Annotated in this window: 13 protein-coding genes; 8 read left to right on the forward strand and 5 right to left on the reverse strand. The window is 60.7% G+C overall.

Annotation, left to right across the window (positions count from 1 at the left end; genetic code table 11):
• Positions 1–101: 101 nt before the first annotated feature.
• From LJE98_RS04340 to LJE98_RS04360, 5 genes are all read right to left on the reverse strand, one after another.
• Positions 102–1070, reverse strand: a complete 969-nt coding sequence (locus tag LJE98_RS04340) for an adenosine deaminase (RefSeq protein ID WP_229573607.1) — start codon at positions 1068–1070, stop codon at positions 102–104.
• Positions 1067–2287 carry a phosphopentomutase gene (locus tag LJE98_RS04345; protein ID WP_229573608.1) on the reverse strand — a complete coding sequence of 407 codons (1221 nt, stop codon included), beginning with the start codon at positions 2285–2287 and terminating at the stop codon, positions 1067–1069. The genes LJE98_RS04340 and LJE98_RS04345 overlap by 4 nt, the downstream gene beginning before the upstream one ends.
• 89 nt (positions 2288–2376) lie before the next feature.
• The gene (locus LJE98_RS04350) at positions 2377–2988 is read right to left on the reverse strand and encodes a TadE/TadG family type IV pilus assembly protein (protein ID WP_229573609.1); all 612 of its coding nucleotides are present in this window, start codon (positions 2986–2988) and stop codon (positions 2377–2379) included.
• Entirely contained in the window at positions 2985–3626 is a 642-nt protein-coding gene (locus LJE98_RS04355) for a TadE/TadG family type IV pilus assembly protein (protein ID WP_229573610.1), read from the reverse strand. Before LJE98_RS04355 ends, LJE98_RS04350 begins: the two co-directional genes overlap by 4 nt.
• 108 nt (positions 3627–3734) lie before the next feature.
• Complete coding sequence (locus LJE98_RS04360; RefSeq protein WP_229573913.1) at positions 3735–4106, reverse strand: pilus assembly protein N-terminal domain-containing protein; 372 nt, start codon at positions 4104–4106, stop codon at positions 3735–3737.
• Between the two features lie 521 nt (positions 4107–4627).
• Between LJE98_RS04360 and LJE98_RS04365 the strand changes: the two genes are divergently transcribed.
• The 8 genes from LJE98_RS04365 to LJE98_RS04400 all read left to right on the forward strand — a co-directional run bounded on the left by LJE98_RS04365 (position 4628) and on the right by LJE98_RS04400 (position 12556).
• Entirely contained in the window at positions 4628–4813 is a 186-nt protein-coding gene (locus LJE98_RS04365; protein WP_229573611.1) for a Flp family type IVb pilin, read from the forward strand.
• A gap of 141 nt (positions 4814–4954) precedes the next feature.
• The gene (locus LJE98_RS04370; RefSeq protein ID WP_229573612.1) at positions 4955–5467 is read left to right on the forward strand and encodes an A24 family peptidase; all 513 of its coding nucleotides are present in this window, start codon (positions 4955–4957) and stop codon (positions 5465–5467) included.
• 116 nt (positions 5468–5583) lie between these two features.
• The gene (gene cpaB / locus LJE98_RS04375) at positions 5584–6396 is read left to right on the forward strand and encodes a Flp pilus assembly protein CpaB (protein WP_229573613.1); all 813 of its coding nucleotides are present in this window, start codon (positions 5584–5586) and stop codon (positions 6394–6396) included.
• Between the two features lie 70 nt (positions 6397–6466).
• A complete protein-coding gene (locus LJE98_RS04380) occupies positions 6467–7963 on the forward strand; it encodes a type II and III secretion system protein family protein (RefSeq protein WP_229573914.1) in 1497 nt (498 codons plus the stop codon).
• A 59-nt stretch (positions 7964–8022) separates the two neighbouring features.
• Positions 8023–8700 (forward strand): CpaD family pilus assembly protein, encoded by a 678-nt coding sequence (locus tag LJE98_RS04385; RefSeq protein ID WP_229573614.1) that lies wholly within the window; start codon positions 8023–8025, stop codon positions 8698–8700.
• A gap of 33 nt (positions 8701–8733) precedes the next feature.
• Positions 8734–10023, forward strand: coding sequence for an AAA family ATPase (locus LJE98_RS04390; RefSeq protein ID WP_229573615.1), 1290 nt, complete (start codon positions 8734–8736; stop codon positions 10021–10023).
• A gap of 26 nt (positions 10024–10049) precedes the next feature.
• Positions 10050–11534, forward strand: a complete 1485-nt coding sequence (locus LJE98_RS04395; protein ID WP_229573616.1) for a CpaF family protein — start codon at positions 10050–10052, stop codon at positions 11532–11534.
• A gap of 5 nt (positions 11535–11539) precedes the next feature.
• Positions 11540–12556: a type II secretion system F family protein gene (locus tag LJE98_RS04400; RefSeq protein ID WP_229573617.1), complete on the forward strand. Its 1017-nt coding sequence runs from the start codon at positions 11540–11542 to the stop codon at positions 12554–12556.
• Positions 12557–12560 lie beyond the last annotated feature (4 nt).

Below are 12560 nucleotides of genomic sequence, written 5' to 3' on the forward strand. Positions count from 1 at the left end.
AGCCTTCTTTTCTTGTTTTCTGATTTGTTTCTATTTTCACATTCTCTTGGACGCCTGCAAGAGCGATACCGGATTTTGCCAGGTCTTCAACAGGCGCGGGCTCACAGGCGGGCGAGAAGCCGCGTCCTTGTCTCCTCATCGACGAAGGCCGCCTCGATCGCGGTACGCGTCATGCCGTCGATCTCCGCGTCGGTGAAGCCGAATTCGCTCGATGCCCAATCATATTCCTGGGCAAGCGACGTGCCGAAGAAGGGTGGATCGTCGGAATTGATGCAGACTTTCACACCTGCCGCGTGGAACTTGCGCAGCGGGTGGCTTTTGAAATCCGGGAAGACATTGAGCGCGATGTTGGAGCCCGGGCAGACTTCGAGGACTGTGCCGAGATCGACGAGGCGGCTGACGAGGTCCGGATCCTCGATGGCGCGGACGCCGTGTCCGATCCGCGCGGGCTTCACGATGTCGAGGGCATCTGTGACGCTGAAAGCGCCGCAAACTTCACCGGCATGGATGGTGAGGCCAAGGCCGGCCTCGCGGGCGATATCGAAGGCACGGGCGTAATCCGCGACGCGGCCCATGCGCTCCTCGCCGGCCATGTTGAAGCCCGTGACGAGCGGGTTGTTGCTGCGGGCGGCGTATGCGGCAGCTGCAATGACGCTTTCAGGGCCGAAATGGCGTTCGCCGGTGACGATGATGCGGGCCTCGATGCCCGTTGCAGCCTTTGCGGCCTCGATGCCGGCGGTGATGCCGGAGAGATAGGTGTCAGCGCCGAGGCCGATGCGGTCGCCGTGATCAGGCGAGACGATGAGCTCGCTGTAGATCGTGTCGACGGCTGCAAGTTCGCGCAGATAGGTCTCCGTCAGAAGGGCATAGTCCTCCTCGGTGCGGAAGAGCGCGGCGACACGGTCATAAGCCTTGATGAATTCGGCAAAATCGGTCCAGGCGTAGGTGCCCTCGTGCATGAAGGTCGCAGCGTCAATGCCGTATTTTTGCGCCTGAGCCAGGGCCAGCGCCGGTGGTGCTGCACCCTCGATATGACAGTGCAGTTCGGCCTTTTTCAGTCGTTTCGTCACAGGAAGCTCCGTCCGTAGCGGCCAGGAGCAATCCCCAGATGCGCCGCGATGGTTTCGCCAATATCGGCATAGGTGTTGCGGACACCGATGTTGCGCGAGCGCACGCCAGGGCCGAAGCACATGATCGGAACGCGTTCGCGCGTATGGTCGGTGCCGCGCCAGGTGGGATCACAGCCGTGGTCGGCCGTCATGAGAACAATGTCGCCGGGCTTCAGCTTGCGATGGACTTCCGGCAGGCGGCGATCGAAGGCTTCGAGCGCTGCAGCATATCCCGGCACATCGCGACGGTGACCGAAGAGCATGTCGAAATCGACAAAATTGGTGAAGACGAGATCGCCGTCTTCCGCCTCATCCATGACCTTGAGGGTCGCATCCATCAAAGCCATGTTGCCATTGGCCTTGATGACGCGCGAGACACCCTGGTGGGCGAAGATATCGCCGATCTTGCCGATGGCATGGACCTTGCGGCCGGCTTCCACCAGGCGATCGAGCAGGGTCGGTTCGGGGGGCAGGACGGAATAGTCGCGGCGATTGCCGGTGCGTTCGAAAGTCTGGACGGTTTCGCCGATGAAGGGTCGGGCAATCACACGGCCGATATTCAGGGGATCGAGAAGCTTGCGTACGATCTGGCAGAGGTCGAGCAGACGTTGCAGGCCGAAATGGGTTTCGTGGGCTGCGATCTGGAAAACGGAGTCGGTCGACGTGTAGCAGATCGGCTTGCCGGTGCGGATGTGTTCCTCACCGAAGCGGCCGATCACTTCCGTGCCGGAGGCGTGGCAATTGCCGAGGATGCCGGGCAGGTTTGCCTCCCGGCAGATCGCCTCGACGAGATCGGAGGGGAAGGCTTCGTCGCCTTCCGGAAAGTAACCCCAGTCGAACATGACAGGCGTGCCGGCGATTTCCCAGTGACCGGAGGGCGTGTCCTTGCCTTCGGAGACCTCACTGGCGGCACCGTGGAGGCCGAAGACCCGCTCTGGGATCGGCATGGCGTCCGGCGTCTTGCCGGTTGCGAGCCTGGCGGCCGCCAGGAGGCCGAGTGCGGACATGTTGGGCAGGGTCAATGGGCCCTGGCGAAGGCCTTGGCGATCACCGGCGCCGGCGGCACAGAATTCGGCGATGTGCCCAAGCGTATCGGAGCCATCATCGCCATAGGCGGGCGCATCGGGAGCACCACCGATGCCGAAGGAATCGAGAACGAATATGAAAGCGCGTGCCATGTGGAACCCACGGCCGGGTCTGGTTTGTTGGTCTGCCGGCCTTCGCCAGCATCCTTAGCGCCTTGCCGGGATCTTGGCAAACATACCCTTCAGCAGCCGCTGCAGGCAACATCCTTGCCCAGACGCTGGCGGAAATAGAACTCCCGGGCGAGCGTCAGGCTCTTCGTCTCGGTACCCGTGAGACCAGGAAGATACATCATCAATTCGTGCGACACGCTGAGTTCACTGCGGATGAGGAAGGTGTCTTCCACCAGCATGTCGGAGGGGACAGGCGCGTCGGTTCCCACCGCATAGGGTGCGATGCCGGTCGTCGACCAGGACCAGGCCACCTTGGCTGCCTTGGCCGAATTGATCTTGATCCCGCTGATCTTGATCACCAGGTTGTTGGAAGGATAGGGCACGAAGATCGCGCCTGATACGTCGGACATCGTCGTGAGAAAGGTCTTGGTCACAGTATCCTGGCGCGCGACGAGATCTGCCACCGTGCTGCTCGCCAGCGAGGCCTTCTTGGCGACACTGAGGCCCATGGTGAGCTCGAAGGCCATCAGATAGAGAACGATGAGCATCGGCGCGATGATCGCAAACTCGACGCCGCCAACGCCCTGCCGGTCGCGAGCGAGGCGGCGCAGCGTGTCGGAGACGGCTGCTCCCGCAAACCGAAGACGAGCGAACAGCGATATCTCTCTGCCTCTTGCGGTCATGGGTAATTCTCGTTCTGGAACGCGGTTGTGGCCACGATCAGGAAGTCGGACGGCAGCGAACCGTCAGATGGTCGGATCGTCGTGATGTAGGGGCGGATGAGATCGGTGATCACCTGCCAGCGATAATAGGCACGCAGCATGTTGATCGTGGAAGGGCCGCCGGGCGTGAATTTGAAACTGGTCGGATCGATGTCGGAGAAGGTGTCCGTCGAGGCCCGCGGGATGGTTTTCGGGATGGCGCCGAAGGTCGCGAAGGTTCTGGCATCGATGTAGAGCTTGCTCGGGGTCGAGATCTCTGTTTCCGAGCACTGGATCATGATGTCGACTTCATCACAGAAAGCCTTGCGGAACTTCAGCACGTCCATGTCGGTATCAGGCCGGTTCAGCTGGTAGGTGATCTGCCCGGTACGCAACTGTCGTCCGAGTGTGTTGACCGCGTTGGTCACCAGTTGTTCGGCGGCAAAGGCCACAAAGGTTTCGATGATCGCGAAGATGATCATGAAGTAGGGGATTGCGAGGATCGCGAATTCGATCGCTGCTGCACCATCCCTGGATCGCGCGAGCTTCCGCCATAGACGGAACCGTGGCCGCCGGCTGTTTTCAGCCTGATGATGTCGATCTGTGTCGTGGCTCGTCATGGCCTGTTCATCCCCAAAGATGGACAAAGGCTACGGGTCAAATGTTGATTTTCCGTTTCCCGAATCTTTACACTTTGCCGAACCCGCTCAACGGAAATCTCGTACACTTTATGGCGTGGCGCCCGTCGTCGCGTGTTCTTCGCAGTTCGGCGTACAGGAAAGGACCGTGCGTTCTGTCGACTTGAACACGCGCACCGTGCTCGATTCGTCGATCGACACCAGGATGCGCTCGTCGACGATGGCGTTGCCGTCGGCATCAAGAAGGACGAGGTTGGTCGTGCCGTATGAGCGCCCGGTGAGAACAATCGTGCGGGCATCCGCGACAGTCGCATCGGCGACTTGCGAGTTGCCGACGATCACCTTGCTGACGGGCCGGTCGAGCTTCAGGACGCGGGCGCTGTTCATATAGACGCGCAAAATGCCCTCGTCTTCCGCCTGAACGGCAGGCGCCGGTGACAACATGGCCAGCGCCAGGAACATGACGGCAGCTACGGCAAAATGACGATCTGACATGGACATGCCCTTGAATACGCGCGTGAAGAGGTGCCGAGAGGATGCCCGGCTTAGGTGAATGAAGGGTTAAACCGGAAAGCGGCGCGCTGTGCGGGCGGCTGGACGCGGTCGTGCATGCGTCACCGACTGAAAATGTGCACGTCCATCTGCCGGCTCAAACCCCGACTGCCTCGATCCGGGACAGATCGAGCTTTAAGGGGGATCGCATCCATGAATTCGATCACCAGAGTGCCGTCCGTTGCATGGCGGACGACCGGCCCCGACTTCGTCAACAGGGCCAAAACGCCGAAAATCCGGGGGGCTTCGGTCGCATCTTAGCGACCTCCTGCAGCATTCGTTTACCACAGCACCGGCTAAGGCTGCTTCACGATCTGGTAACCGTTTTTCTTAAGTCGATGGCAACACGGCGCCGGTTAGGTTTGCGACATCCGAGCAGCGGTAAACAGTTGCCGGCAGTGCTGATCAACCTCGCGGAGTAGGAGAATAACATGACCAAGCTTTTCGCACGTTTCATCAAGGACGAGTCCGGCGCAACCGCCATCGAGTACGGCCTCATCGCCGCCCTCATCTCGGTCGCCCTGATCACTGGCGCCTCGACCCTCGGTGGCGCTCTGAACAACACGTTCGTCAACGTCGGCGCCAAGATGGGCCAGGGCGTGACGGCTAGCCAGTAATATACTGGCGGATCTGTCGAGATCAGGGAAAGCCGCCAGCGCATGGCGGCTTTTCCAGTTTCTGGATAATTTGAAGCATTCGCCGTTTGCCAATTGCAAACAGATTTCAGGCAGAGTGGCGATCTGACTGGGGAGCTTCACATGTATAATGCAGCCGTCTTTCTCATCCTTCCTATCTGCCTCGTGCTGGCAGCCTTGACGGACTTCCTGGAGATGAAAATCCCGAACGGGATTCCTGCTCTCCTCGCTGCATCGTTTGCGCTGATCATACCGTTCAGCGGCCTCGAGCTCGTCGAGATCGGCTGGCATCTGGCAGCCGCACTAATGGTGTTCGCCATCTGTTTTGCATTCTTTGCTTTCAATGTCATGGGTGGTGGAGACGCCAAGATCCTCACCGCCTCTGCACTCTGGTTCGGCTTCAACACCTCCCTCTTCGAGTTCCTGATGTTCACCTGCTATCTCGGCGGCCTTCTGACGGTTGCAGTGATCCTGCTGCGGGCAAACTGGGATAAACTGGAAACGGTCGGGATGAGGCTTCCCCAGACCCTCATGGTCGCCAAGAAAGTTCCCTATGCGATCGCCATCGGAGCTGCCGGGCTTTTGAGCTATCCGGATTCTCCGTTGGTACAGGCCGCTATTCGGAGCACGCACTGATCGGGCGCGAAGAAACCTTCCGTTAACTACGATTGTAAGCGGCTCATTAACTATAAGTACACCAATTCCTGATCAATCTCTTGGGCAGAACCTATTGCGTCGCCCGAGGATCGATCATGAAACCCGCCCGTCTCATCATACTCGCCGTTGCCGTAGTGGCCGCCGGTATGGCCGGTCTCCTCGCCATGCGGCTGAGCGGCAACCAGACCGTCATCGTTCAGGATTCCATCGTCGAGAAGGAGCCGAGCATCGATGTTCTGGTCTCGGCCAAAAACCTGCCGGTTGGCGCGCGTCTCGATGAAACCTCCATGCGCTGGATGCCCTGGCCGCAAGGCAGCGTCGTCGATGGCTTCATCACCTCCTCCACGCGGCCGGATGCTCTGACCGAGCTCACGGGCGTCGTTGTCCGCCTGCCGGTGTTCGAGGGCGAGCCACTGCGCCGCGAAAAGATCGCCGATTCCTCCTCCCGCATCCTCTCCGCGCTTCTGCCATCGGGAAAACGCGCGGTCTCGACCGAGATCTCTGTCGCGACAGGTGCGGGCGGCTTCATCCTGCCGAACGACCGCGTCGACGTGATCATGGTGCGCAAGGGTGACGAGGACAACTTCCTCACGGAAACCATCCTGTCCAACGTGCGTATCCTCGCCATCGACCAGCAGATCGAAGAAGCACCTGATGGCTCCAGATCCGTCATCGGTACGACAGCAACGCTGGAGCTGACGCCAGAACAGACCAAGGTCATGGCCGTTGCCCAGCAGATGGCCGACCGTTTGTCCCTCGCGCTGCGTTCCGTCGCCGATGCCCAGGAGGAAGACACCTCGGCCGCCGACCACCTGCTGAGCGGCGGGGACGGTCAGCCGACCATTCAGGTCATCAAGTCCGGCGAGGTCGTCAAGTCGACCTCCTCGACCGCCAATTCCATGCAGTGAGTGGGGACACATCGTGGCCAGCCTGACGCACAAATTCAGAGTTTCCCTGACCGGTGGCATCGTTTTCGCCATGACGTTCACGGGATCACCTGCATCCTTCCCGACTCACGGCAGTCTCTTTCCGGCCGCCGAGGCCGCGCAACAGACCGTGCTCAGAATCACCAATGCCGGGCCAGGTGCTCGCCGTACCGTCAAGCTCGGGCTGAACAAGGCGCTGGTCGTCGATCTGCCGGCAGACGCGCATGACATTCTGGTTGCCGATCCTGCCATGGCCGATGCCGTGACCCGTTCGTCGCGCCGCATCTATCTCTTCGGCAAGACCGTCGGCCAGACGAACATCTTCATCTTCGGCGCCGACGGCAATGAGATTATCAGCCTCGACATCGAGATCGAACGCGACATCGCCGGGCTCGAGGCCAACCTGCGCCGTTTCATCCCGCAATCGGACATCAAGGTCGAAATCGTCTCGGACAATATCGTTCTGACAGGCACGGTGCGCACGCCGCAGGACGCCGCCCGCGCCCAGAGCCTCGCGCAGGCCTTCCTCAAGGGTGGTGAAGCGACGACACGGAACCAGACGGCTTCCGGAGGCGACAATGGCGGTGATGTGGCGATCTATGCGGAAGATCGGCAGGAGTCCCAGATCGTCAATCTCCTGACAATCGAAGGCGAGGATCAGGTCACGCTCAAGGTCACCGTCGCGGAAGTGAGCCGCCAGGTTCTGAAACAGCTCGGCTTCTCCGGCAGCGTCTCAGACGGTTCGACCGGCATCAGCTATGCCAATCCGTCCAACCTCGGCAATGCCATCGATCCGACAGGAACCGCCACGATTTCTGCCGGAATCGGCGGTCTCGGGATCAATACCTACATCAATGCGATGGAACAGGCGGGCGTGATGCGCACGCTGGCCGAACCAAGCCTGACCGCCATTTCGGGCGAAGCTGCCAAATTCTACGTCGGTGGCGAATTCCGGATTGCCGGGCAACAGGAAGTGACGAGTGACGAAGAGGGCACGTCGCTCGAGCGGACGACCGAAACCGTCGACTACGGGATCGAGCTGAATTTCCGCCCCGTCGTCCTCGCACCCGGCCGCATCAGCCTGCAGATCGAGACCAATGTGTCCGAGCCGACCTGGGAATCATCGCAGGTCACGGGCAACGTTCTGAACCAGGTTCCCGGCTCCACCTACCTGTCGATCCGCAAGCGCGAGGCATCGACGACGGTAGAGCTTCCGTCTGGTGGTTCGATCGTGATCGCCGGCCTCGTCCAGGACAATATCCGCCAGGCAACCTCGGGCCTGCCGGGTCTGTCGAAGGTTCCGGTGCTCGGTACGCTCTTCCGCAGCAAGGACTTCCAGCGCAACGAGACCGAACTCGTGATCATCGCGACGCCCTATCTCGTGCGTCCCGTGGCACGCGGCGCGCTGTCGCGTCCGGATGACAATTTCAACCCCGAGAATGACGGCGCGACCTTCTTCCTGAACAAGGTGAACAAGGTCTATGGCCGTCGCGAGAACCCTGTAGCGCCCGGTCAATACCACGGCGCCGTGGGCTTCATCTACAAATGAACGGCGCGAGGATCATGATGGAAAACTCGACACGTCAAGTCAGGGAAAGTCAGCCAGCCATGGCATCCGCACGTCACTCCTTGCAGCGTCTCGTTCTCGGCAGCGTCCTTCTGGGGACAGCTGCAGTGCTCGCCGGATGCGGCAGTATGAAGGACCAGATGTCCACCTCGGCCATCCCGGACGATTACCGTACGCGCCATCCGATCATGCTCAGCGAAGTCGAGCATACGCTCGACGTCCCGATCGCCTCGGGCGACCGGAAGCTGACAATGAGCGTGCAGGATTCCATCGCCGGCTTTGCCGCCGATTATCTGTCGGCATCGACAGGGACGATCCAGGTCATGGTGCCGCATGGTTCGCCGAATTCGGGGGCAGCCTCCGCATTGCGCAAGCAGATCCGCCAGGTTCTGACCACGCGCGGCGTGCCGTCGAACCGGATCATCGAAACTTCCTATCAGGCCGAGGCGAACAGCAATGCAGCGCCGGTGCGGATCAGCTATGTGGCGATCACGGCAATGACCAATCCTTGCGGCGAGTGGCCCGAGGACCTGCAGAACAACACGTTCAGCAACAAGAACTACCACAATTTCGGCTGCGCGACTCAGAGCAACCTCGCCGCGCAGATCGCCAACCCGATGGATCTGGTGACCCCGCGCGACATGGCGCCGATCGACGCGACCCGGCGGTCGAACGTGATCGGCCTCTATCGCGAAGGCAGCAATACGGCAACCGAGTGATGCGGCAGGGGTCCAAGAGGACAGGATGAGAGCATGAACGCGATCGACTATGAAATTGGCGAAACGGGCGGCGAATTTCGCGGGGCCTCCGAGAGCGTGATCGCAGGCGATGTCGAGGCCCTGCGTCCCCTGCCCCGCATTTCGATCCATGCCTTCTGCATCAGCGATGCAGTGCATCGGACCATGGAGCAATGTGCCGCCGACCGTCGCATGGCGCGTGTCAGCATGCGCATCACGCATGGCAATGTCGCTGCAGCGGCAAACATGTTCTCCTCGACGCCGACGCCGAACCTGATCATTCTCGAAACCGATGCCGGCCCGCGCGACCTCCTGACAGAGCTCGCGCCGCTCGCGGAAGTCTGCGATCCGAGTTCGCGCGTGATCATGGTCGGCCGGCATAACGACATCGCTCTTTATCGCGAACTCATTCGCAGCGGCATTTCGGAATATATCGTCGCCCCCTTCACCATGGCGGACATGATGGGGTCGATATCATCCATTTTCGTCGACCCAGAATCCGAGCCGCTCGGCCGCAGCATCGCCTTCATCGGCGCCAAGGGCGGTGTCGGCTCGTCGACGATTGCACATAATTGTGCCTTCGGGATCTCCTCGCTGTTTTCAACCGAAACCGTCCTGGCGGATCTCGACCTGCCGTTCGGCACGGCCAATATCGACTTCGACCAGGATCCTGCACAGGGCATGGCCGAAGCCGTGTTCTCGCCGGAGCGGCTGGACGAGGTCTTCCTCGATCGCCTTCTGACAAAATGCGGGCAGAACCTTTCGCTTCTTGCAGCACCTTCGATGCTCGATCGAGGCTATGATTACGAGCGCGGGACGTTCCAGCCCATACTCGACGTCCTGCAGCGAGCAGCGCCAATCACCGTGCTCGATATTCCACATGCCTGGGCCGACTGGACGAGAGCGGTCTTGTCCGACGTCGACGAGATCGTCATCACCTGCGCGCCCGACCTCGCCAATCTGCGCAACATGAAGAACATGCTGGATGCACTGAAGAAACTCAGGCCGCAGGACAAGCCGCCGCACCTGATCCTCAATCAGGTCGGCATGCCGAAACGTCCCGAAATCGCGCCATCGGATTTCTTCGAACCGCTCGAACTCGAGCCGGTCGCAATCATACCCTTTGATGCACAGCTTTTCGGCACGGCCGCCAACAGTGGCCGGATGATCAGCGAACTCGATGGGAAATCCCCGACAGCGGAGACCTTTTCGCAGCTGGCGCATCTGGTGACGGGCCGCGCCACGATCAAGAAACCCAAGAAGGCGGGCCTCGGCTCGCTCATCGAAAAACTCCGCAAGAAGTAGACCGGTAACAGGAACAGGTAGAGCTCATGTTTGGCAAACGCGGAAACGACGGCTTCGGCAAGGGCGGGGCGGGCGTCAGCACGATCCCGGCACAGCCGCCTGCTGCCGCACCTGCGGCCCGTTCCAGCACGCTCATCGAGCCCGGCAGCCCGGAGGTCAACAGCCGCCAGCAGGTCGCGGCACCTTCGATGCAGACACCGAGCCGCAAGAAGCCACCGCGGACAGAAGATTATTACGACACAAAGAGCCAGGTCTTCTCGGCGCTGATCGACACGATCGACCTCTCGCAGCTGGCCAAGCTCGACGGCGAAAGCGCGCGCGAAGAAATCCGCGATATCGTCAACGACATCATCACGATCAAGAACTTCGCGATGTCGATCTCGGAGCAGGAAGAACTGCTCGATGACATCTGCAACGACGTCTTGGGCTACGGTCCGCTCGAGCCGCTGCTGGCACGCGACGACATTGCCGACATCATGGTCAACGGGGCTGGCCAGACCTTCATCGAAGTCGGCGGCAAGACCATCGAGTCGGAGATCCGCTTCCGCGACAATTCCCAGCTGCTTTCGATCTGCCAGCGCATCGTCAGCCAGGTCGGCCGCCGCGTCGACGAATCGAGCCCGATCTGCGACGCGCGTCTTCCCGATGGTTCCCGTGTCAACGTCATCGCGCCGCCGCTCGCGATCGACGGACCGGCGCTCACCATCCGCAAGTTCAAGAAGGACAAGCTGACCCTCGCCCAGCTCGTCAAGTTCGGCGCGATCACGCCCGAGGGCGCGGAGGTTCTGCAGATCATCGGGCGCGTCCGGTGCAACGTAGTCATCTCCGGCGGTACCGGCTCGGGCAAGACGACGCTTCTCAATTGCCTGACCGGCTTCATCGACACCGACGAGCGTGTCATCACATGCGAAGACACGGCCGAACTGCAGCTGCAGCAGCCGCATGTGGTGCGTCTCGAAACGCGCCCGCCGAACATCGAAGGCGAAGGCGAAATCACCATGCGTGACCTCGTCAAGAACTGCCTGCGTATGCGCCCCGAACGCATCATCGTCGGCGAAGTGCGTGGACCGGAGGTTTTCGACCTTCTCCAGGCCATGAACACCGGCCACGACGGTTCGATGGGCACGATCCATGCGAACACGCCGCGCGAATGCCTCAGCCGTATGGAATCGATGATCGCCATGGGTGGTTTCTCTCTGCCGGCCAAGACCGTGCGCGAGATTATCTCCGGCTCGATCGACGTCATCATCCAGGCCGCCCGTCTGCGCGACGGTTCGCGCCGCATCACCCACATCACCGAGGTGATCGGGATGGAAGGCGACGTGATCATCACCCAGGACCTGATGCGCTACGAGATGGACGGTGAAGACTCCAACGGCAAGATCATCGGACGGCACATGTCGACCGGCATCGGCAAGCCGCATTTCTGGGACCGCGCCCGTTACTACAACGAGGATCGCCGGCTCGCTGCCGCGCTTGATTCCATGGAACAGAAGTCGAAGGGGATCTGATCACCATGTTCGGCATCGATCCGACCATTCTCGCCATCGTTCTTCTGGTTGCCGTCTCGACCGGAGCCGTGGCCTATGGCGTGCTGTATTCGAGAATCGAGACCGACAAGAAGACCGCCAGCCGCATCAACAGGGTTCGTGCTGCCGAGACCGACACCTCGCAGGTGAAAGCTGCCCGCGACCGCGTGCAGGAAATCTCCAAGCGTCGCAAATCTGTCCAGGATTCGCTGAAGGAACTGGAAAAGAAGCAGCAGCAGGAGAAGACCAAGAAGGCCAATGCCACCAGCCTCAAGGCCAAGCTTGTGCAATCGGGTCTGCCGGTAACGCTGCCGCAATTCTATATCCTGAGTGCCATTCTGAGCCTCGTCGTGCTCGCCGTGACCTTTCTCACCGGCATGCCGCCGCTGGTCATCGGGGGCGCCACCTTTGTCGCTGGCCTCGGCCTTCCGCGCTGGATCGTCGGCTTTCTCGTCGGCCGTCGCCAGAAGCAGTTTCTGAACGAGTTCCCAAACTCGCTGGACGTGATGGTCCGCTCCATCCGATCGGGCCTGCCGCTGAACGACGCGATCCGCATGATCGCATCCGACGGCCAGGAGCCGGTCAAGACCGAGTTCCGCCGGATCGTCGAATCGCAGCAGCTCGGCCTCAACGTCCCCGATGCCGTTGCGCGCATGCACCAGACCATGCCGCTCTCGGAGGTCAGTTTCTTTGCTATCGTCGTGGCGATCCAGGGACAGGCAGGCGGCAATCTTTCCGAAGCCCTGTCCAACCTTTCGCGCGTGCTGCGCGACCGCAAGAAGATGAAGGCCAAGGTCAGCGCGCTGTCGATGGAAGCGAAAGCTTCGGCAGCCATCATCGGCGCCCTGCCCTTCATCGTCGCCTTTCTGGTTTACCTGACATCACCGCAATACATCATGATCCTCTTCACTGATCCGCGAGGACACCTGATCCTCGGCATTTCAGCGGTGTGGATGAGTATCGGGCTGCTTGTCATGCGCAACATGATCAATTTCGAGATCTGAAGGA

The organism is Rhizobium sp. 'Codium 1' (genome assembly GCF_020889605.1).
GTDB lineage: Bacteria > Pseudomonadota > Alphaproteobacteria > Rhizobiales > Rhizobiaceae > Allorhizobium > Allorhizobium algae.

Bases quoted from the DNA above. Each gene is read 5' to 3' on its own strand.
- LJE98_RS04395 (WP_229573616.1), top strand. From the start codon at position 10,050: ATGTTTGGCAAACGCGGAAACGACGGCTTCGGCAAGGGCGGGGCGGGC.
- cpaB (WP_229573613.1), top strand. From the start codon at position 5,584: ATGAAACCCGCCCGTCTCATCATACTCGCCGTTGCCGTAGTGGCCGCC.
- LJE98_RS04355 (WP_229573610.1), bottom strand. From the start codon at position 3,626: ATGACGAGCCACGACACAGATCGACATCATCAGGCTGAAAACAGCCGG.
- LJE98_RS04390 (WP_229573615.1), top strand. From the start codon at position 8,734: ATGAACGCGATCGACTATGAAATTGGCGAAACGGGCGGCGAATTTCGC.
- LJE98_RS04370 (WP_229573612.1), top strand. From the start codon at position 4,955: ATGTATAATGCAGCCGTCTTTCTCATCCTTCCTATCTGCCTCGTGCTG.
- LJE98_RS04345 (WP_229573608.1), bottom strand. From the start codon at position 2,287: ATGGCACGCGCTTTCATATTCGTTCTCGATTCCTTCGGCATCGGTGGT.
- LJE98_RS04350 (WP_229573609.1), bottom strand. From the start codon at position 2,988: ATGACCGCAAGAGGCAGAGAGATATCGCTGTTCGCTCGTCTTCGGTTT.
- LJE98_RS04360 (WP_229573913.1), bottom strand. From the start codon at position 4,106: ATGTTCCTGGCGCTGGCCATGTTGTCACCGGCGCCTGCCGTTCAGGCG.
- LJE98_RS04365 (WP_229573611.1), top strand. From the start codon at position 4,628: ATGACCAAGCTTTTCGCACGTTTCATCAAGGACGAGTCCGGCGCAACC.
- LJE98_RS04380 (WP_229573914.1), top strand. From the start codon at position 6,467: ATGACGTTCACGGGATCACCTGCATCCTTCCCGACTCACGGCAGTCTC.
- LJE98_RS04400 (WP_229573617.1), top strand. From the start codon at position 11,540: ATGTTCGGCATCGATCCGACCATTCTCGCCATCGTTCTTCTGGTTGCC.
- LJE98_RS04385 (WP_229573614.1), top strand. From the start codon at position 8,023: ATGGCATCCGCACGTCACTCCTTGCAGCGTCTCGTTCTCGGCAGCGTC.